27 protein-coding genes are annotated in these 26,605 nt (G+C 69.3%); 10 read left to right on the forward strand and 17 right to left on the reverse strand.

Annotated elements, in window-relative coordinates; translation table 11 throughout:
- Positions 1 to 2 precede the first annotated feature (2 nt).
- Complete coding sequence (locus AB0H56_RS04400) at positions 3 to 584, forward strand: suppressor of fused domain protein (RefSeq protein WP_357156948.1); 582 nt, start codon at positions 3 to 5, stop codon at positions 582 to 584.
- Here the strand turns inward: AB0H56_RS04400 and AB0H56_RS04405 are convergent.
- Positions 581 to 1,657: a magnesium and cobalt transport protein CorA gene (locus tag AB0H56_RS04405; RefSeq protein ID WP_357156951.1), complete on the reverse strand. Its 1,077-nt coding sequence runs from the start codon at positions 1,655 to 1,657 to the stop codon at positions 581 to 583. The two genes, AB0H56_RS04400 and AB0H56_RS04405, sit on opposite strands and share 4 nt — an antisense overlap.
- Before the next feature lie 77 nt (positions 1,658 to 1,734).
- Between AB0H56_RS04405 and AB0H56_RS04410 the strand changes: the two genes are divergently transcribed.
- The 5 genes from AB0H56_RS04410 to AB0H56_RS04430 all read left to right on the forward strand — a co-directional run bounded on the left by AB0H56_RS04410 (position 1,735) and on the right by AB0H56_RS04430 (position 6,378).
- Complete coding sequence (locus AB0H56_RS04410; protein WP_357156954.1) at positions 1,735 to 2,589, forward strand: PHP domain-containing protein; 855 nt, start codon at positions 1,735 to 1,737, stop codon at positions 2,587 to 2,589.
- Positions 2,586 to 2,852 carry a hypothetical protein gene (locus AB0H56_RS04415; RefSeq protein WP_357156957.1) on the forward strand — a complete coding sequence of 89 codons (267 nt, stop codon included), beginning with the start codon at positions 2,586 to 2,588 and terminating at the stop codon, positions 2,850 to 2,852. Before AB0H56_RS04410 ends, AB0H56_RS04415 begins: the two co-directional genes overlap by 4 nt.
- A 51-nt stretch (positions 2,853 to 2,903) precedes the next feature.
- A complete protein-coding gene (locus AB0H56_RS04420; RefSeq protein WP_357156960.1) occupies positions 2,904 to 4,463 on the forward strand; it encodes an FAD-binding protein in 1,560 nt (519 codons plus the stop codon).
- A 483-nt stretch (positions 4,464 to 4,946) separates the two neighbouring features.
- A complete protein-coding gene (locus tag AB0H56_RS04425) occupies positions 4,947 to 6,095 on the forward strand; it encodes an NADP-dependent malic enzyme (protein ID WP_357157869.1) in 1,149 nt (382 codons plus the stop codon).
- Positions 6,096 to 6,168: 73 nt separating this feature from the next.
- Positions 6,169 to 6,378 carry an Arc family DNA-binding protein gene (locus AB0H56_RS04430; protein ID WP_357156963.1) on the forward strand — a complete coding sequence of 70 codons (210 nt, stop codon included), beginning with the start codon at positions 6,169 to 6,171 and terminating at the stop codon, positions 6,376 to 6,378.
- A gap of 130 nt (positions 6,379 to 6,508) precedes the next feature.
- On the opposite strand, the gene AB0H56_RS04435 is transcribed toward AB0H56_RS04430, so the two are convergent.
- The 4 genes from AB0H56_RS04435 to AB0H56_RS04450 all read right to left on the reverse strand — a co-directional run bounded on the left by AB0H56_RS04435 (position 6,509) and on the right by AB0H56_RS04450 (position 10,026).
- The gene (locus tag AB0H56_RS04435; RefSeq protein WP_357156966.1) at positions 6,509 to 7,216 is read right to left on the reverse strand and encodes an ABC transporter permease; all 708 of its coding nucleotides are present in this window, start codon (positions 7,214 to 7,216) and stop codon (positions 6,509 to 6,511) included.
- 103 nt (positions 7,217 to 7,319) lie between these two features.
- Positions 7,320 to 7,988: an ABC transporter permease gene (locus tag AB0H56_RS04440; RefSeq protein ID WP_357156969.1), complete on the reverse strand. Its 669-nt coding sequence runs from the start codon at positions 7,986 to 7,988 to the stop codon at positions 7,320 to 7,322.
- Positions 7,985 to 9,133, reverse strand: coding sequence for an ATP-binding cassette domain-containing protein (locus tag AB0H56_RS04445; RefSeq protein ID WP_357156972.1), 1,149 nt, complete (start codon positions 9,131 to 9,133; stop codon positions 7,985 to 7,987). The genes AB0H56_RS04440 and AB0H56_RS04445 overlap by 4 nt, the downstream gene beginning before the upstream one ends.
- A gap of 8 nt (positions 9,134 to 9,141) precedes the next feature.
- Entirely contained in the window at positions 9,142 to 10,026 is an 885-nt protein-coding gene (locus AB0H56_RS04450; protein ID WP_357157872.1) for an ABC transporter substrate-binding protein, read from the reverse strand.
- Between the two features lie 247 nt (positions 10,027 to 10,273).
- On the opposite strand from AB0H56_RS04450, the gene AB0H56_RS04455 reads away from it, so the two are divergent.
- Positions 10,274 to 11,131, forward strand: a complete 858-nt coding sequence (locus AB0H56_RS04455) for a glycine betaine ABC transporter substrate-binding protein (RefSeq protein WP_357156975.1) — start codon at positions 10,274 to 10,276, stop codon at positions 11,129 to 11,131.
- Positions 11,132 to 11,348: 217 nt separating this feature from the next.
- On the forward strand, positions 11,349 to 12,824 hold the full coding sequence (locus AB0H56_RS04460; RefSeq protein ID WP_357156978.1) for a DHA2 family efflux MFS transporter permease subunit: 1,476 nt from the start codon (positions 11,349 to 11,351) through the stop codon (positions 12,822 to 12,824).
- Positions 12,825 to 12,834: 10 nt separating this feature from the next.
- On the opposite strand, the gene AB0H56_RS04465 is transcribed toward AB0H56_RS04460, so the two are convergent.
- Positions 12,835 to 13,458 (reverse strand): Uma2 family endonuclease, encoded by a 624-nt coding sequence (locus AB0H56_RS04465; RefSeq protein ID WP_357156981.1) that lies wholly within the window; start codon positions 13,456 to 13,458, stop codon positions 12,835 to 12,837.
- A gap of 75 nt (positions 13,459 to 13,533) precedes the next feature.
- Positions 13,534 to 15,279, reverse strand: coding sequence for a molybdopterin-dependent oxidoreductase (locus AB0H56_RS04470; protein ID WP_357156984.1), 1,746 nt, complete (start codon positions 15,277 to 15,279; stop codon positions 13,534 to 13,536).
- 118 nt (positions 15,280 to 15,397) lie between these two features.
- Between AB0H56_RS04470 and AB0H56_RS04475 the strand changes: the two genes are divergently transcribed.
- Positions 15,398 to 15,850: a hypothetical protein gene (locus AB0H56_RS04475; RefSeq protein WP_357156987.1), complete on the forward strand. Its 453-nt coding sequence runs from the start codon at positions 15,398 to 15,400 to the stop codon at positions 15,848 to 15,850.
- A gap of 245 nt (positions 15,851 to 16,095) precedes the next feature.
- On the opposite strand, the gene AB0H56_RS04480 is transcribed toward AB0H56_RS04475, so the two are convergent.
- The 8 genes from AB0H56_RS04480 to AB0H56_RS04515 all read right to left on the reverse strand — a co-directional run bounded on the left by AB0H56_RS04480 (position 16,096) and on the right by AB0H56_RS04515 (position 24,667).
- On the reverse strand, positions 16,096 to 16,878 hold the full coding sequence (locus AB0H56_RS04480; protein ID WP_357156990.1) for an ESX secretion-associated protein EspG: 783 nt from the start codon (positions 16,876 to 16,878) through the stop codon (positions 16,096 to 16,098).
- Positions 16,875 to 18,278 carry a hypothetical protein gene (locus AB0H56_RS04485; RefSeq protein WP_357156993.1) on the reverse strand — a complete coding sequence of 468 codons (1,404 nt, stop codon included), beginning with the start codon at positions 18,276 to 18,278 and terminating at the stop codon, positions 16,875 to 16,877. Before AB0H56_RS04485 ends, AB0H56_RS04480 begins: the two co-directional genes overlap by 4 nt.
- Complete coding sequence (locus AB0H56_RS04490) at positions 18,278 to 18,670, reverse strand: hypothetical protein (protein WP_357156996.1); 393 nt, start codon at positions 18,668 to 18,670, stop codon at positions 18,278 to 18,280. The genes AB0H56_RS04485 and AB0H56_RS04490 overlap by 1 nt, the downstream gene beginning before the upstream one ends.
- Positions 18,671 to 18,687: 17 nt before the next feature.
- Positions 18,688 to 19,233, reverse strand: a complete 546-nt coding sequence (locus tag AB0H56_RS04495; RefSeq protein ID WP_357157875.1) for a DUF3558 domain-containing protein — start codon at positions 19,231 to 19,233, stop codon at positions 18,688 to 18,690.
- A 207-nt stretch (positions 19,234 to 19,440) separates the two neighbouring features.
- Entirely contained in the window at positions 19,441 to 21,234 is a 1,794-nt protein-coding gene (locus AB0H56_RS04500) for a long-chain fatty acid--CoA ligase (RefSeq protein WP_357156999.1), read from the reverse strand.
- A gap of 92 nt (positions 21,235 to 21,326) precedes the next feature.
- Positions 21,327 to 22,280 carry an alpha/beta hydrolase gene (locus AB0H56_RS04505; RefSeq protein ID WP_357157002.1) on the reverse strand — a complete coding sequence of 318 codons (954 nt, stop codon included), beginning with the start codon at positions 22,278 to 22,280 and terminating at the stop codon, positions 21,327 to 21,329.
- A 15-nt stretch (positions 22,281 to 22,295) separates the two neighbouring features.
- Complete coding sequence (locus AB0H56_RS04510) at positions 22,296 to 23,129, reverse strand: SDR family oxidoreductase (protein WP_357157005.1); 834 nt, start codon at positions 23,127 to 23,129, stop codon at positions 22,296 to 22,298.
- Positions 23,126 to 24,667 (reverse strand): NAD(P)/FAD-dependent oxidoreductase, encoded by a 1,542-nt coding sequence (locus tag AB0H56_RS04515; protein ID WP_357157008.1) that lies wholly within the window; start codon positions 24,665 to 24,667, stop codon positions 23,126 to 23,128. Before AB0H56_RS04515 ends, AB0H56_RS04510 begins: the two co-directional genes overlap by 4 nt.
- Positions 24,668 to 24,735: 68 nt before the next feature.
- Here AB0H56_RS04515 and AB0H56_RS04520 point away from each other — a divergent pair, with 68 nt between their 5' ends.
- The gene (locus AB0H56_RS04520) at positions 24,736 to 25,371 is read left to right on the forward strand and encodes a TetR/AcrR family transcriptional regulator (protein WP_357157011.1); all 636 of its coding nucleotides are present in this window, start codon (positions 24,736 to 24,738) and stop codon (positions 25,369 to 25,371) included.
- Between the two features lie 9 nt (positions 25,372 to 25,380).
- Here the strand turns inward: AB0H56_RS04520 and AB0H56_RS04525 are convergent, their stop codons facing one another.
- Both AB0H56_RS04525 and AB0H56_RS04530 read right to left on the reverse strand, forming a co-directional pair.
- Entirely contained in the window at positions 25,381 to 25,869 is a 489-nt protein-coding gene (locus AB0H56_RS04525) for a hypothetical protein (RefSeq protein WP_357157013.1), read from the reverse strand.
- A gap of 37 nt (positions 25,870 to 25,906) precedes the next feature.
- A complete protein-coding gene (locus tag AB0H56_RS04530) occupies positions 25,907 to 26,530 on the reverse strand; it encodes a hypothetical protein (protein WP_357157016.1) in 624 nt (207 codons plus the stop codon).
- Between the last annotated feature and the right edge of the window lie 75 nt (positions 26,531 to 26,605).

Below are 26,605 nucleotides of genomic sequence, written 5' to 3' on the forward strand. Positions count from 1 at the left end.
CGATGGACGTGGTGAACACGGTCCGCACCGCGGTGCTGGACCACTTCGGGGTGGCCCGCGACCAGGTCGACTCGGCCTCGGTGACCTTCCTCGGCCTGGAACCGATCGAGATCCTGCGCATCCCCGGTACCGACGCCGTGCATTACGCGACGCTGGGCGGCTCGCGGCATCCGATGGGCGATCCGGCCGACCTGCTCGCCGACCCGGTCCGCGGCCCGCGCGCCGAACTGGTGCTTTCGCTGCTGGTCTCGGCGGGGCCGCAGGCCGGTGTCGCCCGCAGTCTCGGCGTGCTGGTCGCGACACCGTCGGTGGAAGGTGTTGTGCTGCAGGCGGACGCGCTCCTGGATCTGGGAGAACCGTTGTGGCGCAATGCCGCGTTCACGGCCGTGCTGCTCGGCGAGAGCGAGATCGCCGAGGTCGCGTTGCCCGAACCCGCCGAGCCGGTGCGGTATCTCAGCGTCACCCCGGTGACCGCGACCGAGGCCGCCTGGGTGCGGGTCCGCGGCGCGCAGGCGCTGCGCGAGGCCTGGGCCGAGGCGGGGATCGACGTGCGCGATCCCGCGCGTGGCGCGGTGAACCTCTAGATCCACTTGTTGCGGCGGAAACTGCGGAACAGCAGGCCGCACAGGATCACCATGATCGCCACCACCACCGGATAGCCGGCGGGCTGGTGCAGTTCCCACATGTAGTCGAAGTTCATGCCGTAGATGCCGGCGATCATGGTCGGCACCGCGGCCATGGCGGCGTACGCGGCGATCTTGCGCATGTCGGTGCTCTGCTGGACGCTGATCTTGGCCAGCGCGGCGTTCACCAGGCCGCTGAGCGATTCGTCGAAGTAGGTGATGTGCTCGGTGACGCTGGTGTGGTGATCGGCGACGTCGCGCAGGTAGCGGCGGATCTCCTTGGGCACCGGCATGTCCAGGTTCTGCACCAGCGACTGCAGCGGCGGGCCCAACGGCGCCACCGCCCTGCGCAATTCGACCACCTCGCGCTTGAGCTGATAGATCGACTCGATGCCGACCCGCGAGGCGGGCGTGAACACCGCCTCCTCCATCTCGTCGATGTCGGACTCCACCGAGTTGGCGACGTCGACGTAGGAGTCGACCACGTGGTCGGCCACCGCGTGCAGCACCGATACCGGCCCCAGGCGCAACTGCTCGGGCATGCCCTCGAGTTCTCGTCGCACGCCGGCCAGTCCGGTGTGCTCGCCGTGGCGGACGGTGATCGCGAAGTGCGGGCCGGTGAAGACCATGATGTCGCCGGTCTCGACGATCTCGCTGATGGCGTGGATGTCGTGCTCGACGTAGCTGACCGTGCGCATCACGAGGAACAGGGTGTTGTCGTAGCGCTCGAGCTTGGGCCGCTGCCTGCCCTGTACCGCGTCCTCGACGGCCAGCGGGTGCAGGCCGAAGATCTGGGCGATGTCGGCCATCTGGCCCTCGTCCGGATCGTGCAGACCCACCCAGACGAAACAGTCGTCGGACTCGCTCGCCTGCGCCAGCGCCTGCTGCGGGGTGAAGTGCCCGCGCAGGCGCTTGCCGTCGACGTAGACGCCGCAATCCACGATGGCCCGCGCGGTCGGCACCCGGATCTTGGGCAGCGGCGGCGAGGTCCGCTGCGGCCCGCGGAACGAGGGCATCTGCGGTAGAGAAGGCACGAGGGCGATGCTACGGCCATCGGCGGACTCGGCGGCAGCGCGTACGTCGGCCGAGACCGCACTGTAAGACTGAAGGTGTGCGCATTGATCTGCATACCCATTCGACCGCCTCCGACGGCACGGACAGCCCGGCCGAGCTGGTGCGCCGCGCCGCCGCGGCGGGCCTGGACGTCGTCGCCATCACCGACCACGACACGACCGCGGGCTGGGCCGAGGCCGAGGCGGCCCGCCCGCCCGGTCTGACGCTGGTGCGCGGCATGGAGATGTCGTGCCAGGGAATGGGCGAGGACGGCTGGCCGGTGCCGGTGCATCTGCTCGCCTATCTCTTCGACCCCACCGACCAGGGGTTCGCCGAGGAACGGGAGCGGCTGCGCGCCGAGCGGGTGGCGCGGGTGCGCGCGATGGCCGACAAGATGGTGGCCGACGGGCTGCCCATCGATCCCGACGCGGTGCTGGCCGGGGCCGGTCCGGCCGCGGGACGACCGCATCTGGCGCGGGCACTGGTGGAGGCGGGCGTGGTCCCGAGTGTCGACGCCGCGTTCCAGGAGCTGCTCGCCCCGCACGGCCCGTACTACGCGGAGAAGGCCGACACCCCGCTCACCAGGGCGGTGCGGTTGATCGCCGCCGCGGGCGGGGTCAGCGTGCTGGCCCATGTGCGGGCCCGCAAGCGCGGCAGGCTGCTCGCGCTCGACGAGATCCGCGAGCTGGCCACGCTCGGCCTCGGCGGCCTCGAGATCGACCACCCCGACCACAGCGACGCCGATCGCGCCGTGCTGACCGACCTCTCGGCCGAACTCGGCCTGCTGCGCACCGGCTCGTCGGACTACCACGGCAGCAACAAGACCATCGAGATCGGCGCCTGCCGGACCGATCCCGACCAGTTCGAGGCGCTGATCGGCAAGGCGAGCGGGGTGCCGGTGATCGCGCCGTGACGCTGGTGCGCGGGTTCAGCGGGCTCGTCGCGGGCGGGGTCGTGGTGCTGCTGTGCGTGGTGCTCGGCGCCGCGGTGATCGGCGCGCGCCGGGACTTTCCCGGGCCGGGCGCCGAATCGGTGACCTGGCACGTCATCGCGGCGGTGGCCGTGGTCGCGGCCCAGATCTTCGCCGATCGGCATCGCGGCGTGGCCGCGTTCACGGGCTCGGCCGTCGTGCTGGCGGTGACCGGCGTCCTGCTGTGGACACAGTGGTGGATTTGATGCGCGCGTAATGGTTGCGCCCGAGTGAACTGTGCTCGAATATTTGTCCTTGTGAGCAGCATCGAGACGGATGTTCTGATCCTCGGCGGTGGACCCGCGGGGCTCTGGGCCGCCGTCTCCGCCGCCGCGGCGGGCGCCCGGGTGGTGCTGGTGGACAAGAGCCGCTGCGGCTCCAGCGGACCGACCGTCTACGGCAGCACCGCCCTGTGGGACATCCCGCCGGGCCCGGCCAGGGCCGAGCGGGTGACGGCCACCCTGCGGCGCGGTGGCGGTCTCGGTGACCCCGCCTGGCTGGAACGCGTCATCGACGAGACCCATCGGCGGTTACGGACCTGGCCGGGCGCCCGGCATCGCGTGCCGGAGACCGTCGACGCCGATCCGTCGACGCTGTGCCTCGACGGCGCGAGCTATCTGCGCAGGCTGCGGCGTGGCGCGCTGGAGCTCGGCGTGCGCGTCCTCGATCATCACCCGGCGCTGCACCTGCTCGTCGACGGCGCGGGCACGGTCGTCGGCGCCGCGGGTGTCCAGCGGCACAACAAGTTCCGGCCGTGGACGATCCTGGCGGGCGCGGTGGTGCTGGCCACCGGCGGCTGCGCGTTCCTGTCCGGCGGGGCGGGCACAGAGGTGAACACCGGCGAGGGCCTGTTGATGGCGGTGGAGGCGGGCGCCGAGCTGTCGGGCATGGAATTCTCCGGCGCGTACGGGCTCGCTCCGGTGCTGTCGCGGGTGCACCCGAATCCGGCTGTCGCGCCCGGACTCGCGGTGCACTTCGCCGCGCTCTACGACGAGGACGGCGCGGAACTGCCCGGCGGGTACCAGGACTCGCTGGCCGCGCTCGCCGACGGGCGCCGGGTCTTCGCCGCGCTGCACGAGGTGCCCGACACGGTGCGGCACTGGCTCAGCAGGCACGGCGCCGTCGACGCGGCGGGCCGGGTGCCGGTACGCGCGGTGCTGACCGGCACCGTCGCGGGCTCCGGTGGCCTGGCGCTCGCCGGACCCGACTGCCGCAGCACCGTGCCGGGGCTCTTCGCCGCGGGCGCGGTCGCCGGCCGGGAGCTCGTGGCCGGGGCGGCAGGCGTGACGGGCGGTCTGCGCGGCGCGTGGTCCCTGGCCTCCGGCGCCTGGGCGGGTGCCGGCGCCGCCGCCTTCGCCGCGGCCGTCGGGCACCCCACCGTGGGTCAGCCGGTTCCCGGCGCCGGGCTGGGCCCGCACGCGCACCTCGATCCGCGCTCGGTGATCGGCCTGGTGCAGGAGCACACCCTCCCGCTGCGGCGCAGTTACCGGCGCAGCGCGGGCAGTCTGCGCGACAGCATCGCCGAGCTGGACGCGCTGTGGCCGGGCGCGCGCTACGAACTCGGCGGCATCGGCGTCGGGCAGGTCAAGGCCAGGCAGGCGGCCGCGTTGCTCGCGGTCGCGCGGTGGGCGGGCCACAGCGCGCTCGTGCGCACCGAGAGCCGCGGCCTGCACCGGCGCATCGACCACCCGGCAGCCAGCGCCGACTGGTCGGTGGGGCAGCGCTGCGGTGGCCTGGACACGGTGTGGGTGCGGCGGGTCGACGGACCCGACGCGCTGGGCGGCGAGCTCACCGCGAGCCGACCCGTCGCGGTGTGACTGTTCACCGGATGTTCCCCCTCGGCCGCGAGATTTCGCTAACGCCACGGCAATTCCGCGCCGCTACCCTCGATCCATGACGCGCGGCCGGGAGACACACGGGACCGGTTTGGCAAGTCCTCGTGCGGGCTGGCAGAATGTTGCGGATTCCCTGCCCAAGCCACCGCCGGGTACGGGGACCGAGGTGGGCCTCCGCCCCGCGACGCACCGTCGCGGCCGAGTGCCGACCCGTTTGTCCGCCCGGACCACCCGTCCGGCTCCGCTCGGCGGATCAGTGCCGCGCCACACGACCCGGTTTCACCCGTGTTCGCCCTGGCTGCGCACCCCTGAGTGCTCTGTGAATTCCGTAATCCCGATATACCCGGCGGTAACCGTCCCCCGGTTGAGTCCGACTCGAGCAGGAGTGAAATCGTGTCACCTGTGACTGACGCACCGAATGCCACCGCGGCGCCCAAGGCCGATGACGCAGCGAGCCTCGCTGCCATCACCAACGACGAGATCTTCGCGGGCCACCTCGGTGGCAAGCTTTCGGTCGAGCTCAGCGCCCCGCTCGAGACCCAGCGTGATCTGTCGATCGCCTACACCCCCGGTGTCGCCCAGGTCAGCCGGGCGATCGCGGAGGACGCGGCGCTCACCAAGACCTACACCTGGACCGACCGCCTCGTGGTCGTGGTCAGCGACGGCACCGCCGTGCTCGGCCTCGGCGACATCGGCCCGCGCGCCTCGCTGCCGGTGATGGAGGGCAAGGCCGCGCTGTTCAAGAAGTTCGCCGGCCTGAACTCGATCCCGCTGGTGCTCGACACCACCGACCCGGACGAGATCGTCGAGACCCTGATCCGGCTGCGTCCGAGCTTCGGCGCGGTCAACCTCGAGGACATCTCCGCGCCGCGCTGCTTCGAGATCGAGCAGCGCGTGATCGAGGCGCTGGACTGCCCCGTCATGCACGACGACCAGCACGGCACCGCCATCGTGGTGCTGGCCGCGCTCAAGGGCGCCGCCGCGCAGCAGGGCCGCGACATGTCCGCGCTCAAGGTCGTCGTCTCCGGCGCCGGTGCGGCCGGTGTGGCCTGCGCCAACATCCTGCTCGCCGCCGGCGTGCCCGACGTGGTCGTGCTCGACTCGAAGGGCATCGTCAGCGCCGGTCGCGACGGCCTCAACGGCGTGAAGGCCGACCTGGCCGCCCGCAGCAACCCGCGCGGGCTCACCGGTGGCGCCGCCGAGGCACTGGCCGGTGCCGATGTGTTCCTCGGTCTGTCCGCGGGCACCATCCCCGAGGAGCTCATCGCCTCGATGGCGCCGGAGTCGATCGTGTTCGCGATGTCGAACCCGGATCCGGAGATCCACCCCGAGGTGGCCGCGAAGTACGCCGCGATCGTCGCGACCGGCCGCAGCGACTTCCCGAACCAGATCAACAACGTGCTGGCCTTCCCCGGTGTGTTCAAGGGCGCGCTCGACGCGGGCGCGCGCCGGATCACCGAGGGCATGAAGGTCGCCGCCGCCGACGCCATCTTCGGCGTGGTCGCCGGCGAGCTGGCCGTGGACCGGATCATCCCGAGCCCGCTGGACCCGCGCGTGGCTCCGGCGGTCGCCGAGGCCGTGGCCGAGGCCGCGCGCGCCGAGGGCGTCGCCTAGTCCGCAGCGTTCCACCGACAGCGCCCCGTTCCCCGGAACGGGGCGCTGTCGCGTTGTCTGGGATCATCGGAGGATGACCACCTTCTCCGCGCAGCTCCCCGACGAGGTGTACGCGCAGCTCGCCGGTGCGGCCGAGGCCGACGGCCTGTCGGTGAACGCGGCGGTCGTGACGGCCGTGCAGGAGTGGCTCCAGTCGCGGGCGCAGCGGGTCCAGGAGCGCGCCAGGATGCAGCAGGTGCTGGCCGCCGATCCGCACCTGCGCGCGCTGCTCGGCGACGACTGACCCGCCGCACGTCCGCGCCGGGGCGTGCGCCGGAAGCGGCGGGGCGAGGCCGGAAACGCCGAGACACCCGCGTTCGGCCCTTCCCCGGAGACCGTCGACGCGTCGTCACCTGTGCGCCAGGACGCTCGCCCTACTCGGCGACGAGCGTCGTGTCCGTGCCGACGACCGTCCCACGGGCCAACCGCCCGGTGCCTGGCGCGCTGAACCAGACCGCCGCCGCCAGGATCGCGTCGAGCACCAACGCGAGCACCGCCACCAGCAGCGCGCCGACCAGCACCAGGTCGTAGCGGTAGAGCCCGATCCCGTCGAAGATGTAGCGCCCGAGCCCGCCGAGGTTGACGTAGGCGGCGATGGTCGCCGTGGCCACCACCTGCAGGGTGGCGCTGCGCAGTCCGCCCAGCATCACCGGCATGGCATTGGGCACTTCGACCCGGAACAGGATCTGGGATTCGGTCATCCCCATCGCGCGGGAGGCGTCGACCACGTCGGCGGGCACGTTCGCAATGCCCGCGTACGCGCCGGCCAGCAGCGGCGGGATGCCGACCGTGATCAGCGCGAGCAGCGGTGGGATCAGCCCGAGGCCCAGCCCGAGCACCAAGAAGGTGAGCAGGCCGAGGGTGGGCAGCGCCCGCATGGCATTGGCGAAACCGACCAGCACCGCGCTGCCGCGCCGGGTGTGCCCGATGACCAGGCCGAGCGGCACCGCGACGAGCGCCGACAGCGCGACCGCCAGAAAGCTGTACCAGAGATGTTGCAGCAGCCGGGTCTCGATCCCGGCCGAGCCGCCCCAGTTCGCGCCGTCGCTCAGGTACTGCCAGGCGTCGACGAACAGATTCATGCCGATTCCTCTCGCCGGACCGGGCTCGGGCGCCCCGCGCGGACGCGGTGTCGACGCGGCGAGCGCGGGGTGACACGGGCCGTCGGCACCGGACGCTCACGGCTCATGTCGCCGCCCGCGGGGTGCGCTCGCGGCGCGCGTCGGCGCGGGTCCACGGGGTCGCGAGGCGGCCGAGCAGGAACACCAGCCGATCGAAGATCAGCGCGAGCACCAGGGTGACGATGATGCCCGCGACGATCTGGTCGGGATAGTCCCGCTGGTATCCCTGCGTGAACAGCTTGCCGAGCCCGCCGACGCCGATCAGCGCGCCGACCGACACCATCGCGATATTGGTGACCACCACGACCCGCAGGCTGGAGACGAAAACCGGCAGCGCCAAGGGCATGTCGACGGTCAGCGTGCGGCGCAGGCGCCCGAATCCGATCGCGTCGGCGGCGTCGACGACATCGGCGGGCACGGAATCCAGCGCGGTCGGCACCGCGATCAGCAGCAGCGCGGTGGAGTACACCGTGAGCGCGATGATCACGTTCAGTGGATCGATCGCCGAGATACCCACCAGCGGTGGGATGATCACGAACAGGGCCAGCGAGGGGATGGTGTAGGCCAGGCTCGACACCGTCGTGGTGATCCGCCGGGCCCAGCCGTTGCCGCGGATCAGCGCGCCGCACGGGATCGCGATCAGCAGGCCGAGCAGCAGCGGTACCAGCGCTAGGACCAGGTGTTCGCGGGTGATCGCCATGACCTCGGCGAAGTTGTCGATCAGGTATCTCACGAGACGTCCTGGTCGAAGAACTCCCGGTTGCGTTCGGCGTCCTCGGAATCGCGCTGCTCGGCGAGCTGGGTGAGCACGTCGGTGGCGAGCAGGCCGCCGCGCACCGCCCCGGAATCGTCCACGGCGACACCGATACCCGAGGGCGAGGAGATCGCGGCGTCTAGGGCCTGGCGCAGGTCGCCGTCGGGCGTGAACAGCGACCCGCCCGCCGACACGCTGGCGGCCAGCGGCTTTCCGGCGCGCACCCCCTCCACGCCGGTGACGTCGACCCACCCGCCCGGCTTGCCGTCGGCGTCGACCACGAGCGCCCATTCCCCCTGCGCCAGCCGCAGTCCGGCGACCTCGCCTGCCGCGACGGTACGGATCGGCGCCAGCGGGACACCGTCCGCGGCGCGGAACGACAGCGCGCGGTACCCGCGATCCCGGCCGACGAACTCCGCGACGAAATCGGTGGCGGGCTGGGCGAGTACCTGTTCGGGCGCGTCGAACTGCTGCAGCACGCCGCCGCGCCCGAACACCGCGATCCGGTCGCCGAGGGTGATCGCCTCGTCGATGTCGTGGGTGACGAACACGATCGTCTTGTGCAGCTCGGCCTGCAGCCGCCGCATCTCGACCTGCAGTTCGGCGCGCACCACCGGGTCGACGGCGCTGAACGGCTCGTCCATCAGCAGCACCGGCGGGTCGGCGGCCAGGGCCCGCGCCACCCCGACGCGCTGCTGCTGACCGCCCGAGAGCTGTGCCGGATAGCGCTGCGCCAGACCACGATCCAGGCCGACGCGGTCGAGCACCTCGAGCGCCGCGGCGCGGGCGTCCCTGCGGGAGGCGCCGAGCAGCATCGGCACGGTCGCCACATTGTCGATCACCTTGCGGTTGGGCAACAGCCCACCGCTCTGGATCACGTAGCCGATCCCGAGGCGCAGCCGCACCGGGTCGACGCCGGCGATGTCGCGGCCGTCGAGGGTGATGGTGCCCGCGCTGGGCTCGACCATCCGGTTGATCATCCGCATCGAGGTGGTCTTGCCGCAGCCGGACGGGCCGACGAACACGGTGAACGACCCCGACTCGATCCGCAGATCCAGGCCGCGAACCGCCCGGGTGCCATCGGGATAGGTCTTCTCGATTCCGCGGAATTCGATGTCGGACAACGGGTCTCCTAGCCGATGGGGGAGTTCAGCCCCTGCGCGGTGATCCAGGCGAGTGCGGCGGCCTTGGGTTCGATCTTGCTGTCACCGGAGACCGCGGTGTTGAGCGAGATCAGTTCGGTGGTGGTGAGCTTGGCCGAGACGGCGTCGAGCACGGCCACCGCCTTGTCGGTCTTCTTGGCGGCGTTGAACAGCGGCACCACGTTCTGGGCGGCGAAGTTGCTCTTCGGATCGGCGAGCACCACCAGGTTGTTCTGCGCGATCGCGGGCGAGGTGGTGAAGATGTCGGCCGCGGTCACCTGGCCGTCGACCAGCGCGCGCACCGTCGCGGGGCCGCCGCCGTCGGCGATCGGCACGAAGTTGGCGTCGGTGATGTCGAGCCCGTAGTTCTTCTTCAGGCCGGGCAGGCCGCCGGGGCGCTGCGCGAACTCGGCGGGCGCGCCGAACTTCACCTCGGCCGAGTGCGGGGCGAGGTCGGCGATGCTGGTGAGCTTCCAGCGGTCGGCCGTCGCGCGGGTGACGACCACCGCGTCGGAATCCTGGCCCGGCGCCGGGGTCGCGATGGCCAGCTCGCTGCCGAGCGCCGCGGTCAGTGCCGCGTTCACCTCGGGCTCGGCGGTGGCGGTGGCGTCCTTGTCCAGGTACTGCAGCAGGTTGCCGGTGTACTCGGGGATCAGCGAGATCGCGCACTGGCGCAGCGCGGGAATGTAGGCCTCGCGGCTGCCGATGTTGAACTTCGTGTCGACCTTGAAGCCGTTGATGCGCAACACCTCGGTGTAGATGTTGGCCACGGTCTCGGACTCGGGGAAATTGGCCGAGCCGATGATCAGGGCGTCGCTGGCGCAGTCGCCCTTGGCCGCGAGCGGGTCGGAGTTGCCGCAGGAGGCGACGATCATGGCGGCGGCCAGTGCGACGGCGGCGGCGAGCACCCGGCCCGCTCGGACGGCGAGGCGGCGTGCCGGTCGGCGTTGTCCAGGGGTGGAGGAGGCGAACGCGGTTTTCACTGGTGTCCTTCCGGCAAAGGCGGGCAGTGCGCTGTGCACGCGGCCACGGGGCCGCGGGTACATTCTGGTTGTTCATACTGCCCCGCGTCGCGCCGAATTGCGTGGGTTGACGGCAAATACAGGAAGGTGGTGTCGGCGGATGGGGTCGCGAGCGGTGCGGAGGACGGTCACCGCGATACTGGTCGCCACCTGGTCTTTCGCCGTTGTTTCCTGCGCCGCCGACGAGTCGCGGACGCCGGTCGCGGTGGGCGCCGACGCCACCACCGAATCGGTTCTGCTCGCCGAGATCTATGCCCAGGCGCTGGCCAGGACCGGCACACCGACCACGGTCGTGCGCGACTCTCCGGCGCCACTGGCCGATCTCGACGCGGGCCGGATCGCGGTCCTGCCCGCTCGCAACGGCGCTCTGCTCGACCGCTGGAATCCCGGCGCCCCCGCCCGCACCCCCGAGGCCGTCGGCGGCGCGGTCAATGCCGCCCTGCCGCAGGGACTGTCGGTCTCCGACCCCGCCGACGGCACCGACCTGCGCCCCCGGCTGCTGGTCACCCCCGAGCTCGGCGTCACCACCGTGGCCGCCCTGACGCCGCGCTGCGCCGAACTCACCGCCGGGTACGCCGCGGTCCCCGGTCTCGCCGCCACCGCGCCACCCCAGCTCGCCGACTGCGCGTTTGCCGCGAGCAGGCCCTACCCCGACCCGGCGGCACTGCGAAAGGCGCTGCGCGACGGTGAAATCCAGGTGGGCATCGTCAACGGCCCACCCGCCGACGCGGATTCCGCCGACCTGGTGGTCCTCGACGATCCGAAATACGCCCTGCGCGCCCAGAACCTCCTGGCCGTCTACCGCTCCGGCATCTTCGACCGCGCCGAATCGAAGAAGCTCAACTACGTCGCCGGTGAACTCACCACCGAGGACCTCGTCGACCTCATCCACCAGGTCGACACCGGCACCGCCCCGGCCGCCGCTGCCCGCACCTGGCTCGACGCCCACGGACTCTGACAGGTCCGAACACCCCCGCGCCCGCTGCCGACGCCGGGTTCGGACCAGCCTGTCGGACCGCCGCGTCCCGGCGGGCGCATACTCGACAAGTGCACTTGACCGATATCGCGGGCAACGCAGAGGGCGGCGTGATCTCACGGTGCGTCCGCGGCCGCGTGCCCGGAACCACCCCGGTCGACGACGCCTCCGCGTCGGCCCGCGAGAAGGAACCGCTTCGATGACCACTCAACGAAATCCGTGGCTGGCGCTGTTCGCGCTCGTGGTCGGGTTCTTCATGATCCTGCTGGACATGACGATCGTCGCGGTCGCCAACCCGGCGATCATGGCGGACCTGAACAGCGACATCTCCAACGTCATCTGGGTGACCAGCGCCTACCTGCTCACCTACGCGGTGCCGCTGCTGGTCACCGGCAGGCTCGGCGACAAGTACGGGCCGAAGAACATCTATCTGATCGGCTTGGCGATCTTCACCGGCGCCTCACTGTGGTGCGGCCTGTCGGGCAGCATCGGCATGCTGATCGCCGCGCGCGCCGCGCAGGGCATCGGCGCCGCGCTGATGACGCCGCAGACCATGGCCGTGATCACCCGCACCTTCCCGCCGGACAAGCGCGGCGCCGCCATGGGCCTGTGGGGCGGCGTGGCGGGCCTGGCCACGCTGGTCGGCCCGATCCTGGGCGGGGTGCTGGTCGACAATCTCGGCTGGGAGTGGATCTTCATCGTCAACGTGCCGGTCGGGATCATCGCGTTCGGGCTGGCCGTGTGGCTGGTGCCCGCGCTGCCGACCAACGACCACAAGTTCGACCTCGTCGGCGTGGTGCTCAGCGGCGTCGGCATGACGGCGCTGGTGTTCGGCATCCAGGAGGGCAACACGCACGACTGGTCGCCGCGGATCTGGCTGCTGATCGGGTTCGGCGTGGTGATGCTGGTGGCGTTCGTGATCAACCAGGCCAGGAACCGGGGCGAGCCGCTGGTGCCGATGAGCCTGTTCCGGGATCGCAACTTCTCGCTGTCGAACCTGGCGATCGCCGCGATGGGCGCCGCGGTCACCTCGCAGATGGTGCCCGCCTACTTCTACCTGCAGGGCGTGCGCGGGATGTCGCCGACCACGTCGGCGCTGGTGTTCGCGCCGATGGCGGTCGTCACCGGCGTCAGCGCGCCGCTGATCGGCAAGTTCTCCGACCGGCTGCCGCCGCGCCTGGTGCCGACCATCGGCTTCACGCTGTTCGCGGGCTCGATCTTCGCCTTCGCCGCCCTGATGGAACCGGATTCCTCGATCGTCTGGTTCCTGCTGGTCGCGGCCGTGGCCGGGTTCGCCAACGCCTGCATCTGGGCCCCGCTGGCCTCGACAGCCACCCACAATCTGCCGATCGCGCAGGCGGGCGCGGGCGCGGGCGTCTACAACACGACCCGCCAGGTCGGCTCGGTCCTCGGCAGCGCCGCCATCAGCGCCCTGATCGCGGCCCGTCTCACCGCCAACGGGCTCGGCGGGGACGCCCCGGTCGGCGAGGGTATGGGCACCGGCCCGCTCCCACCCCACGTCCTCGACGAGTTCAGTACCGCGCTGTCCCAGTCGATGCTGCTCCCCGCCGCCATCCTTGTCATCGGCATCATCGCCTCGGCCCTGTTCGTCGGCCACGCCAAGTCCGGCGCGGGCAGAGCCGCCGAACGCGCCAAGGCCGACACCGCCGCCTGAGCGGGCGAAGTCAGCGGACGAGGTCGGTCAACCGCTTCCAGTCGATCTCGCAGCGCACGGGAGCTTCGATCGTCACCGGCCCGTCCGACGGTCGAAGCTCCAGATGCGGGGTGTACTGGCCGAGTACGTGATCGAGCACGAAGATCTTGATCAAGCTGATGCTGTTGTCGGATACCCACACGAGCCAGTACCAGGGAATTCCGGCGAGCGCGTACTCGGTCTTCTTGTCGGCGATATCGACCATCTCGCTGCCCGAGGAGACCACTTCGATCGCGATCTTCACCATCGATGCGGGCAGCGGGCGCAGGTCATTGGGAGCGCAGTCGATCAGTGCGACGTCAGGCCGCCTGATCATCGTCCGCGGCGCCTCCCACAGCACGACATCGAAATCGGTGTCGACATCGAGGCAGCCGCCGTACTGGCTGATGTGCGCCTCGGCGGCGGATTCGACGAGATCGGCCAGCCGTCGCGCGGCCTTCTGGTGGGCGCGTTGCAACGACTCGGCCCGGACGATATCTCCGTTCACCACCTCGACCTGGCGGCAGTAGTCCTCCGGCAGTTTGCGCCAGATCTCCAGCGTCACCGGTTCCGGCTGCAGGTTGTCGCTGGTTGCCCAATCGAAGATGGCGGACACGTGCGCTCCTCGGTTGTGCTGTGTGGTGCACGAACATGCACCATCTTGCCAGCAGGTGCCTGCTGCTCACACCGGCTATTGCACCTGGATGGTGAGAGTGGGGTAGCCGGTGGCGCCGTCGGGGACGACGTCCTGTTCGACGGCGGTCTGCGGTTGGCCGGTGGTGTCGGTGGTGCGGGCGCGCAGGGTGTGCGGGCCGGGGGTGGCGTCCCAGTCATAGGCCCACTGGCGCCAGGTGTCGATGGAGACCTCGGTGGACAGGCGCGCGGGCCGCCAGTCGCCATTGTCGATCTGGACCTCGACGCCGGTGACACCGCGGTGCTGGGCCCACGCCACACCGGCGATCACGGTGCGGCCCTGGGGGATCCGGCCACGACCACGCGGGGTGTCGATACGGGTTCCGGTCTTGATCGGGCCGTGTGCCGACCAGCCGCGGCGGGTCCAGTAGGCGGTGGCGCGGTCGAACCGGGTCACCTCGAGCTCGGTGACCCACTTGGTGGCCGACACATAGCCGTAGAGCCCGGGCACCACCAGTCGCGCCGGATAACCGTGCCGGACGGGCAGCGGTTCGCCGTTCATCCCGATCGCGAGCAGGGCGTCGCGGCCGTCGGTGAGCGCGGTGAGCGGGGTGCCCGCGGTCCAGCCGTCCTGGCTGCGGGACAGGACCATATCGGCTTCCGGCAGCGGACCCGCTTCGGCGAGCAGCTCGTCGAGCCGGTAGCCGAGCCAGCGAGCATTCCCGATCAGGTCGCCGTTGACGGGATTGGAGACGCAGGCCAGCGTCACCGTCTTCTCCACCGGGGTACGCCGCGCGAGATCGTCCCAGGTGAGCACGATTTCCCGCTCGACGAGACCGTGGATCCGCAGCGACCACGAGTCCGTGGACACCTGGGGAAGGCTCAGTGCGGTGTCGATCCGGTAGAACTCGCTGTTGGGCGTCAGGTACGGGGTCAGGCCCGGCAGGCGCAGGTCCGCACCCGGCGGTAGATCGGGAAGTGGGGCGGCGGCGCTCGGTAGCTCGACGGAGGCCCGCTCGGCCGACACGTCGGTGCGCGCGCCGCCGAGCAGCCGTCCCGCCGTGCCAGCGCCGAGTGCGAGCACGCCGGTGGCCGCGATTCCGCCGAGTACTCGCCGCCGCCCGGTGCCGTTCGGCGCGACCGGAGCCGAGCCCGCCTGCTCGGCGTCCCGCGCCGTCGCGCTCGGGCGACCTCGCCCCTGATCCGGGCTCGGCGATCGGCCTGCCGCGTCATCGGTATCGGTTCGGCCGATGTCGTCGGCGCTCGCGCCTGCCCGCGCCCGACCCGAACGGTCCCGTGCCGCGTCGGTGCCGTGATCCTGTGCCGTCTCGCCCGTGCCTGCCTCGGGCGATGCGGCGTACTCCGGACCGGCGGCCTGTGCGCGCGCCGTGTCGATCCGATGTGTGAGTGCGCGGAGCGCGAGAACCCCTGCGGCGGTGCCGAACACGGCGGGCAGCGCACCGGCGAACCCGCCGATCCGGCCCGCCCCGATGGCCGCGGCGAGCACCCCGAAGACGACGAAGAGGCCGGATCCGATCGGCCGGTCACCGCGTTCGAGCATGCCAGCCAGCGCGGCTACGCCAACCGCGACCACCCCCATGCAGACGAACAGCACGGCCTTGTCGTTGGTCCCGAACGTCTGGATCGCCCATTCCCGGAGCCCGTCGGGGGTGTGGTCGACGACGGTCGCCCCGAGCGCGTACGCGGGCGCGCTCTCCGTGCCGGCGAAGGCCGCGACCAATTCCGCCACTCCGAGCACCATCGCGGCGGCCACGATCCCGGCCACCGCCCGCAACAACGCCATGCGCCGAGCCTACGTCGCCGCCACGGTCACCGATTCGTGACAGCCGAACGGCTGCGGAAACGGCCGACCGAAAACTACACTACGTAGTAGAACTGTTCCCGCTCGGCTGGAGAAACCGATGACCGAGACAACAACGGATTCCACCCTCCGCCTCACGACCGGCGTGTTCGCGGTCGCCCTGCTCGTCCACGGCGCCGATCATCTGCGGCGCGGCATGGACGTCACCTCCGCCCTGGTGAACACCCTCGGCACCCTGCAACTGCTCTTCGCCCTGCTCACGGTGTTCCTGGTGGTCCGTCGCCGCCCGGAGGCCCCACTCGCGGCGACAGTCGTCGGCTTCGCCAGCGCGGTCGGCTTCACCCTCGTCCACCTGCTGCCCGACTGGTTCGGCCCCCTCAGCGACAGCTTCATCGCCGCCCCGCCCGAAGCGCGCGTCACCGGGTTCTCCTGGTTCGCCGCCCTGTTCGAGATCGCCGCCGACCTCGCCATCGGCATCGCCGGACTCCGCGCACTGCGCGCGGCAAGGCGGCGCCAGGCATTCGAGCTGAGCGCCGGAGTCGCTCCCCGCTGACGCGGGCGTGGATCACCGCCGCGAACCTCCTCGCGGCGCTCGCGGCTGGTGCGCTCGACGCCCGCGGTGAAATCGCCCCTCGCCTCGTTCAGCGACCCCGTCTCCCCGGGGCCGACCACAGAGCGCACCGTCCACGGCAACGCCGGAACCGCAGAGACGCTCGCCCTCCGGTCAGCAGGACGCGGCGCCGTCCTTCAGATCGAGTCGCTGTCCGAAACATCCTGTAGGAGAGCGTGTTTCGATTTTCAGTAGGCTCCCGCGTGGTCGGCGCGTCGAGTCATGGTGTCGATCCGCGTCTGCAGGCGGCGGGTGATCTCGGCGGGCGGGCCGGGGATGACGGTGAAGCTGTCGGCGTCGTGGTACTGCATGAGGTAGCGGCCGTCGTCCGGGTAGTCCAGCCAGAGGAAGGCTGAGCCGTCGTCGGTGGGGCGGGCGTCGAGCGCGAAGCCCGGGTACACCGTGATCTCGCCGGTGCCGCTGCGGGGGCGGCGGAAGAACTTCTGCAGCTGTTCGATCGGCGAGAGCCGGGTGGGGTTCCTGGCGTAGACGGGCGCGTCGAGATCGGTGCGACGCCCTTCGAAACGCGGCAGGCTCCCGCCGGCGACCTGGGGCAACGTGGCGACGATCTGCGCCGCGACGGCACTCGCGGGCAAGCTCGTGAGTGTGATGTCGCCACCGTCCTCGCGCGTGGCCCCCGGCGACTGGACGGCGAGAGTCGCCGCGGCACCGCTGATTCCGGCGTAGATGCGGACGGCCTCGGTCTGGCCGGGACCGGTGAAGCCCTCGATCTCGACGCGGACCCGCGGTTCGAGCAGGACCTCGAACACTCGGTGCAGGTCCCGGTCGTAGATCTCGCGCATCCGCAGGGCGATGGCTCTGCGGCGCTCGGCCAGAACGTCGAGCGATTCGGCGAACTCGGGCCTGCGGCGCAGGGGATACGGGACGCGATCGCGACCGTTGCCCTCCAGGACGAGTGCGAATTCGGCGGGGGACAGCCGCCAACCGGCCGACAGCGGTGGCTGGTTCACGCGCCGATCACTCCGCCCGGCGGCAACGTCGGCGGCAAGGTGCCGATCAGCTCGCTCTCCCGATCCTGGATCAGGTAGTCGGGCGAGGTGTGCTCGTCATCGTCTTCCTGCTTGCCGCCGCCGCGACCGGCGCCGCCCATCATGCCGGGCATCCCCGACATGCCACGCGCCCCCGCGGTGCCCGTTCCCGCGCGGACACCGGCGGCCTGTGCAGCGCCGCCGCCGGCCGTTCCCGGACGCGAGGTTCCGGCGCCCGGTACCCCGGCCGCGCCACCGCCGGGCGAACCGCCACCCGAGCCACCGCCGGGTGACCCGCCGCCGGGCGAGCCGGTGCCCGGCGTGCCGTCGCCGAGCTTGGACCCGGTCGGGTCGGCCGTCGACGCCGGTGCCGTCGACCCGTCGTCGGTGGTCGTCGGCGTGGTGTCGGTGTCGTCGTCGGTCGTGTCGTCGTCGGTGCTGTCGTCCTGGGTGGTGTCGTCGGTATTGGTGGGATCGTTGGTGTTCGCCGGATCCTGTTGCGTCCCAGCGGGATCTGTTGACGGGTTGTTGGTGTTGGGGTTGCCGCCACCGTTGTTGGGGTTGCCGCCGTTGTCGGGGTTCCCGTCACCCCCGGGGTCGGTCATGCCGTTCTTCGGCGCCGGCAGCACGGGGGTCTGACCGTCGACGGTCGTCGCACCCGGCTGATAGGTGCCGATCATGAACAGCTGCGCGGAGGCCTCGGCTTCGTTGGCGCGATGGCTTCCCATCTTGAGCACACCGTTGCCCGGAACGTGGCCGAGCCAATCCTCGGCGAGGGATACATCTTCGGGCTCCGGGATGGTGATCTTCGCCTGCCCCAGCAGACCCTGCATCCAGTCGATACCGTTGGCGACCATCTGGAAGCTGGTGGACAACTGCGTCGCCTCGGTCGTGTAGGTCCGGATCGCCTCGATGGCCGCGTTACCGGACTGGCCGGACCACTTCTCCGCGACTACCGCATCGAACTTGCTCCGATAGGTGGTCACGGCGGTTTCCAGGCCGGTGGTGAGCCTGCGCCAGCCGTCGGCCCCCGCGTTGACCTGATCAGCGTCGACAGCTCCGTCGGCACCTGCGTTGAGCGCGTCCCAGATCTGCTGATGCGTCCACTCGCTGAAGGCTTCGGGTTTCGCGATGGCGGTCTTGGCCCTGGTCAGCGCGGCACCGTTCGCGAGGCGCGACCACTCGTCGCTGATGATGCCGCGGTCACCCTCCCACGCCTGTTTGCCCTGATCCACGAGCTTCCCGCGCTCCGTGGCGGCATCGTGGGATTCCATCTGGTTGAAGATGCTGCCCGTGCCGATCGTGGCGACGGTGGTGCTGATCGCCTCGAGTGGTGAGACGACCACCGCTCCGAGAAAGCTGCCCACGTCTTCCCAACCCATCAGATCGCCGCCCCGGTCGTGCCGAGCGCACCCGCGGTCTGCTGGTCGACTGCCTGCAGCTTGCCGATGGCCGCCAGGAAGGTGTCGCGCTGATCGCGAGCGATGGCGATGTGCTGCTCTATGCGCGCGACGGCGGAGTCGTCGGCACCGTCGGGGCCGCCGGTGACGGCCTTCTTCTCGAACTTTCCGCGGAGATCTTTCGCGGAAGGGAGGCCGCCCCACCCGGAGAGTCGATTCAGACGGCGTGCGTCGTCCCGCTGTTGTTCGAGGTCAGTGATGTATTGATTGGCGACATCGGCGATGGCCTTGCCGAGATCTTCTTCGATCTTGAACTCGCCATTGATCGCCTGTTGCTTCATCTGGCGCCAATATGCCGCTTGATCCTCAGTCATCGGTGATCCTCCCCTGGTTACTTCGGCAAGTGCGGTTCGAGCGCAACGGCATACTTCTCGGACATCTCGCACAGGTCCCCCACGCGGGGGCCTTCATCGCTTGTCCACGAGGCACTCACTTCGAACATGCCTTGCTCTGCCTCGAACGACACATAGCAGAGATCGGGAGTGTTGTTCTCCTTGGAAACAAGCCCGTCACGGCCATTGATCGACGTGTCACGAATTACCGTGACGCCGTCCTTCTTCCGTGCTGCCTCGAGTGTGAACCTGGTCGATGCAATGCCTACCGACCGGCGACCCGATCCGTATCGGTCATCGAGAGGCTTCCAGGTACAGATGCGCCAGGCAGACGCCCCTGTCGGCGGATCGGTCACGACGTGCAGCGTGGCCGGATCGAGCCCTGCCCCCCGCATAGCCTCATCACTCATCGCCCCCCGGCACGGGTTGAACAGGTTGTCGCTGTCCGCGTTACGCGAACTGGTCGTCCCCGACCCACCCTCCCCGGTCCCCGTACACCCAGCGAGAACAGCCGCCCCGATCATCCCGCCGACCACGACCCGCATCACCGCAACGCTGCGCACAGCTCTCCCTACCTGCCAACTCCGGCGGAAACCCCACCGCTATCTGTTTGGACGCGCCACCGGCCCGATCGGTTCCCTCGAGTCCCGCCCCGCGCGCAACACCCTACCGGCGGGCGCGAACGGGTCCCGAACGGCCGGAGGGCCGGTCGCGTACGCACGCGACCGGCCCTCCGGGAGTTCAGCAGACGATCAGCTGTAGATCTTGTCCACCTCGGACGCGTACTGCTTCATCACGACGGCGCGCTTGAGCGACATCTTCGGGGTGAGCTCGCCACCCTCCTGGGTCCAGTCGACCGGGAGGATGCGGATCTTCTTGATGGCCTCGGCCTTGGAGACCTTCTTGTTGGTCTCGTCGATCGCGGCCTGCACCTCGGCGACCAGCGCCGGGTTCTCGATCAGGGTCTCGATCGCGGTGTCGGCGGCGACGCCGTTGCGCTCCTTCCAACCCGGCAGTGCCTCCGGGTCGAGGGTGATGAGCGCGCCGATGAACGGCTGACCGTCACCGACCACCATGACCTGGCTGATCAGCGGGTGCGCGCGCAGGGAGTCCTCGAGCACGGCGGGAGAGACGTTCTTGCCGCCCGCGGTGACCAGGATCTCCTTCTTGCGGCCGGTGATGGTGATGAAGCCGTCGGCGTCGATCGCGCCGAGGTCGCCGGTCTTGAACCAGCCGTCCTCGAACGCCTCGGCGGTGGCCTCGTCGTTGCCCCAGTAGCCGCCGAACACGACCGAGCCCTTGAGCAGCAGCTCGCCGTCGTCGGCGATCTTGGCGGCGTGGCCCTGGATCGGGCGGCCCACCGAACCCACCCGGATGTGCTGGGGGGTGTTCACGCTGAACGCGGCGGTGGTCTCGGTCAGGCCGTAGCCCTCGTAGATGGTGACGCCGACGCCACGGAAGAAGTGGCCCAGGCGCGCGCCGAGGGGGCCGCCACCGGAGACAGCGGCCAGGCACTGCCCACCGAGAGCGGCGCGCAGCTTGCTGTAGACCAGCTTGTCGAACACGAAGTGCTTGAGCTTCAGGATCAGATCCGGTCCGCCCTTTTCGAGCGCCTCGCTGTAGGCGATGGCGGTCTCGGCGGCCGCGTCGAAGATCTTGCCCTTGCCGCCGTCGTGCGCCTTCTGCTTGGCGGAGTTGAACACCTTCTCGAACACGCGGGGCACCGAGAGGATGAAGTCCGGCTTGAACTCACCGAACTGCTCGACCAGGGTCGTCCAGTCGGAGGAGTGGCGGATGGTCACCTTGGAATCGAAGGCGATCAGCGCCACCGCGCGGGCGAACACGTGCGCCAGCGGCAGGAACAGCAGGGTCTTCTGGCCCTCGGTGACGAACGCCGACAGCTCGATGCCGCCCGAGCGCGACTCGGCCCACAGGTTGGCGTGGGTGAGCTGCACGCCCTTGGGCTTGCCGGTGGTGCCCGAGGTGTAGATCAGGGTGGCCGGGGAGGCCGCGCCGACCTGCTTGCGGCGATCGTGCACGACCGAGTCGTCCAGGTCGGCGCCGCGCTTGGTGATCTCCTCGATCGCGCCCTTGTCGATCTGCAGGGTCTCGGTGAGCGCGGGCAGCGAGCCGGCCTCGATCTCCTCGATGGTGGCGCGGTGCTTGTCGTTCTCGACGACCAGCAGCTTGGTCTCGGAGTCCTGCAGGATCCACTTGGCCTGCTCGGCGGCCGAGCTGTCGTAGATCGCGACGGTGACGCCACCGGCGGCCCAGATCGCGAAGTCGAGCAGCGTCCACTCGTACCGCGTCGCCGCCATGATCGCGACCCGGTCGCCCAGCTCGACGCCGCTGGCGATGAGGCCCTTGGCGACGCCGGTGACGGCCTTCGCGAACTCCTTCGCCGTGACGTCGTTCCAGCCGCCGCTGCCGTTCGGGACGTTGAACAAGACCGTGTTCGGTGACTCCTCGCCGAAGCGGAAGACGTTGTCGGAATTGTTCGCGTTGTCCGGGATGGTGTAGGAAGCCGGAACTTCGAACTCTCGCATCAGTGCCCTTCCAGTGGGTTCTACTCGCCAGTAATCTACGACACGTTCGCGCGGGTCGCGATATCGCCGCCCGAAATGACCTTCACCAGGCCTTATCGTAAATCGTCGATCGATACCGGCTGTATTGCTTCTCGCAGGAATTCCGCGAGTTCGCTGAGTGCCAGCGCGGCCTCGGTGACCAGCGCGGCTTGCAGTTGCGCGACATGCCACAGGCCGCGGGTTTCGGTGAAGCGCACGTGCACGCCGGCGCCACGCAGCGCCGCGACGAGTCGCCGGCACTGATCGTGTAAAAGTTCGCTCACATCGACCTGGACGTAGGTGGGAGGCAGCCCGATCAGGTTCCCCGTGAGCGGGGCGTAGCCCGGTTCGGTCGCGGCGGCGTCGCCGAGGTAGTGCGCGGCGCACGCCTGCGACCAGGCCCGGTTGATCACCAGATCGCGCGACTTGGCCGGCACCTGTGTCGGGTCGACCCAGGGCGCGATGAGCCCCAGTGCGGCCGGGGTCATGGCATGTCGTTCGATCAGGCGCTGGGCCAGCGCGAGCGCGAGTCCGCCGCCCGCCGAGTCACCGGCCAGGCTGATCTGCTCGGGCCGGTAGCCGACGTTGTGCACCAGATCCAGGAACGCGGCCTCGGCGTCGTCGAGGCCGGCCGGGAACGGATGCTCCGGCGCCAGCCGGTAGTCCAGCGAGTACACCGCGCAGGCGGTCTCCCTGGCCAGCCGGGCCACCAGCGACCGGTGCGTGGTCAGCGAGCCGACCACATAGCCGCCGCCGTGCAGGTACAGCACCGCGCCCGCGGCGCGCTCCGGCGGTACGGCCCCGGTACGCGAACCGGGGATGGCCGTCTCGGCGATCACGCGCTCGGCCGGGCGGCCGCCCAGCTGCAGGTGTTGCACGACGGAACCGTCGGGCACCAGCTGCATCAGGGAGGCCGCGTCGAGCAGGGCGCGCTGCACGGCCAACGGCAGCCGCGCGTTCAGCGTGACCCGGAAGATCGGGTCGAGCAGCACGCGGGCGACCGGCAGCGGAATCTTGAACTCGCGCATGGCGTTTCCCGAATCTCAGTGCGGCATGAAGCGGCCGTTGACCACGGCCGAGATCCGGTTGTAGCCCGAGGCGAGGAAGCGCACGCTCACGTCGAGCACCTTGGCCTCCCAGCCGATCAGCACGCGCGCGTGACCCTTGCGCACCCCCTCGGTGATGGTCTGCGCGGCCATCTCCGGGCTGTGGATCGCCAGGTACTTGTCGAACAGCGAGGCGGTGTTGGCGCCGTCGATGCCCTCGGCGTAGGTGGCGTTGCGGGCCACCGCGGTCTTGATGCCGCCCGGGTGCACGCAGGTCACCTTGACCGGCGCCTTCGAGATCTTCATCTCCTGGTACAGCGCCTCGGTGAAGCCGCGCACGGCGAACTTGGCCGAGTTGTAGGCCGCCTGGCCGGGCACGGTGACCAGGCCGAACAGGCTCGACACGTTGACGACGTGGCCGTCACCGGACTCGATCAGCATCGGCAGGAACGCCTTGGTGCCGTTGACGACACCCCAGAAGTCGACATCCATGATGCGTTCGATGTCTTTGAAATCGGTCTTGACCACGTCACCGTGGTAGGCGATGCCCGCGTTGTTGTAGATCTGGTGCACGACACCGAAATGCGCCTTCACCGAGTCGGCGTAGAGCAGGAACGCCTCGCGCTCGGCGACATTGAGCCGATCCGCCTTCACCTGCGCGCCGAGCCTCTCGACGATGCGCACGGTCTCGGCCAGGCCCTCGGCGTCGATGTCGGACAGCGCCAGCTTGGCGCCACGGCGAGCCAGGTTCTCGGCCAGCGCGCGACCGATGCCGGAGCCCGCGCCCGTGATCACACAGACCTTGTTCGTGAAGTAAGCATCTTTGCTCACTGTGCTGCCACCACTTTCAGTTCGGTGTCGGAGTCGGTCGAGGAGGTCGTGTTGTAGGCCGCGACGTCGAAATTCTTGGTCAGCCTACGGAACTGGAAGGTGAAGTCCGGCCACAGCGTGGTGTTGTTGCCGTGCTTGTCCAGGTACCAGCTGGCGCAGCCGCCGTTCATCCAGACGCTGCTCGCCATCTTCTCCTGCAGCTCGCGGTTGTACACGCGCACCGCCTCGGGGCTGACCTCGACGGTCTGCAGGCGCTTCGCCTCGATGGTGGCCAGCGCGTCGGCGACGTAGTTGATCTGCGACTCGATCATGTACACCATCGAGGTGTGGCCGAGGCCGACGTTCGGGCCGAGCAGGAAGAACATGTTCGGGAAGTTCTCGATGGCCGAGCCCTTGTAGCCACGCTGGCCGACCTCGTCGAACTGCTCGGACAGGGTCTGGCCGGTGCGGCCGACGATCGTCTCGAACGCGGGGGAGTCGGTGACGTGGAAGCCGGTCGCCACGATCAGCGCGTCGATCTCGCGCTCCGTGCCGTCCTTCGTCACGATCGAACCGGCCTTGACCTCGGCGATCCCGTCGGTGACCACCTCGACGTTGTCGCGGTCGATCGCCGGGTAGTACTCGTTCGAGATCAGCATGCGCTTGCAGCCGATGCGGTAGTTCGGGGTCACCTTGGCGCGCTTGACCGGGTCGCGGACCTCGGCGAGCAGCTTGCCGCGCGAGATGGCCTCGAAGATCTTCATCAGCGCGGGGTACTTGGCCAGGCCGACGACCTGGGTCTCGCGGGCGGCGTAGATGGCCGCGCGGGACAGGCGCTGCACGCCGGGGAGGTACTTGAACGCCAGGCGCTCCGGCAGCAGGTACGGGCGGTCCATGCGGGGCAGCAGCCACGGCGCGGTGCGCTGGTACAGGTCGAGGTGGGCGACCTCGCCCGCGATGGCGGGCACGATCTGGATGGCCGAGGCGCCGGTGCCGATCACCGCGACGCGCTTGCCTGCGAGTTCGACATCGTGGTCCCAGCGGGCCGAGTGGAAGATGTCGCCCGCGAAGTCGTTGATGCCCTTGATGTCGGGCAGCGAGGGCTCGCACAGCGCGCCCACCGCGGACACGACGGTGTGGGCGGTGAAGTCGCCCTTGCTGGTGGTGATGTCCCAGCGGTTGGTCTCGGCGTTCCAGCGCATGCCGAGCACGTCGCAGTCGAACAGGTGCTTGTCGAGCACGTCGTTCTGCTCGGCGACCTTGCGGATGTAGGCCTGGATCTCGCCCTGCTTGGAGAACGAGCGCGACCAGTCCGGGTTCAGCGCGAAGGAGTACGAGTACAGGTGCGAGGGCACGTCGCAGGCGGCGCCGGGGTAGGTGTTGTCCCGCCAGGTGCCGCCGACATCGCTGCCGCGCTCGAGGACGAGGAAATCATCGCGACCCTGCTGATGCAGGCGGATGGCCATACCGAGGCCCGCGAACCCGCTGCCGACGATGATCGTCTCGAAGTGGCGCGCGGCGCGGTTTTCGACAGCTTTGTCTGTAACCTTGCGACTCATGTAACCCAGACTACGTCGCTATTGAGACGGAGTCAACAGCTATTGAGCAGGGTTCAGTAGTGGCTAGGATGGTCGATGTGAGTATCAGGAGTTCGGGAGCGACCAAGCGGGTCCGGCTCAGCCCCGAGGAGCGGCGGCTGCAGCTGATCCACCTCGGCGCCGAGATGCTGGCCGAACGGCCGCTCGAAGAGGTCTCGGTCGACGACATCGCCAAGCAGGCGGGCATCTCGCGTGGGCTGCTGTTCCACTATTTCGCGTCCAAGCAGGAGTTCCACGAGGCGATCGCCCGCCACGTGAGCACCGAGTTCTTCCACGCCGTCATGCCCAACCGCGAACTGTCGCTGTTCGACATGCTGCGCGATTCGATCGAGCGTTTCGTCGACTACGCCACCGAGCACTCGGCGTCCTATCGCTCGGTGCTGCGCGGCCCCGCCAGCGTCACCCCCGACATGGTCGGCTACGTCAACGAAACCCGCGCCGCCATCGCCGATCTCATCGTCAGCGAACTCCCGCTGCCCCCCGACGACCCCGACCTCGCCCGCCTCACCCTCGCCATCCGCGGCTGGATCGCCTTCGTCGAGGAGACCATCCTCACCTGGATGACCGAAAAGCCCATCACCCGTGAGCAATTGGTCGACCTGCTGGTCGAATCGCTCCCGGCGCTCGCCCTGAGCCCGGCTCTCATCGCCGCTCTGCAGGGCTGAGTTCCGCGGCTACTGCCCGCGGAACTCTATGTGCACGATGCGGAGTTCGGGTGTGCGCTCGTCGACGACGACTGCCCGAATCATCGAATCGCCTTCCTTTGATACGAAGATGTCCTGGGCCTCCTTGACGTGCGGAGAAGTCGAAAGCGGTGGCCCCGCGATAGTTTCATCGTTGTACACCGGGAAGCCTTCGTTGAATAGTGTGGAGAAGTTGGACTCGTTCAGCATCCTAGTCAAGCCGTCGGGTGAGACCTCAACTGCAAGTTTGTAATTCGGATCGCGGTGATAGTCGTCCCGGGCGAGCAGAACTTTTGCGTCTGGTGGTAGATGCCAGTCGCCGAAATCGAGGGCCGCCTGTGTCAAAGCGGCGCCCTGTGGTGCGTCTGCTCCGTCGGCAGGTGTCCGATGGTCGACCCAGCTGCAACCGGTTGTGCCGACGACTGCTGCAATTGCGATAGCCGCGAACCCGGATCGGATTGTTCTTGCGCGATGTGCCATCGCCGTCCTTCCGTGAGGTCATGCGTGTCTGACGGTACTACCTGCTCGGAGGAAGGTTCAGGCTCCCCTCCTGGGGAAGTTCTCCCTCAAATGTGTATATCGTTGATGAGCCGAATTGGTTGAATTCCTTGGCCAGCCCGGCTGTGTGGAGCGAACCAAGCTGTGCATCGGTGACAGTGACCCCGGCAATTACGGTACTTTTGTCACCATCCCAGTTGTACCTGTCGAACATGTGCACCATGTATTGCATTGCTATATGAGGTTGGCTGGCGTTCGATTGTGAGATGGTGACGATCCCGGTTACAGATACCTCGACGGCGGCCATGCCGAGGAACCAGTCCTGGCTTTCGTCCTGTGGGATCGCGTAATCGACCCAATCGGAGGTGAACTCCATCGATTTGTTGTGATTGGCCGGGTTGTTGGCGAGTCTCGTTATTGCGGTAGTGACGACTTTGTCGACGTGGGCTTTCACGCTGGGAACATCCTGCATGACCAATGTGGGGTTGATCCACATGTCATCACCGCGGTTTCCGAGATAGTGGCGCATCCCCCGAGCTGCATTGTGCAGCCCAGCAAAATCGGCGGCCAACTGCGCATCCCATGCGAAACGGAAGTACATCAGGTCGTCGAGCCTGCTGAGAATGCGTTGTGAGCCGTGCACTCCGGCTCCAGGATCTGTGGCTGGTGGTGGAGGCATCGGAGGGATTTGTGGTGCCATCTGAGTCCTAGGTCTCGT

This window comes from Nocardia sp. NPDC050717 (assembly GCF_040654275.1).
Lineage (GTDB): Bacteria > Actinomycetota > Actinomycetes > Mycobacteriales > Mycobacteriaceae > Nocardia.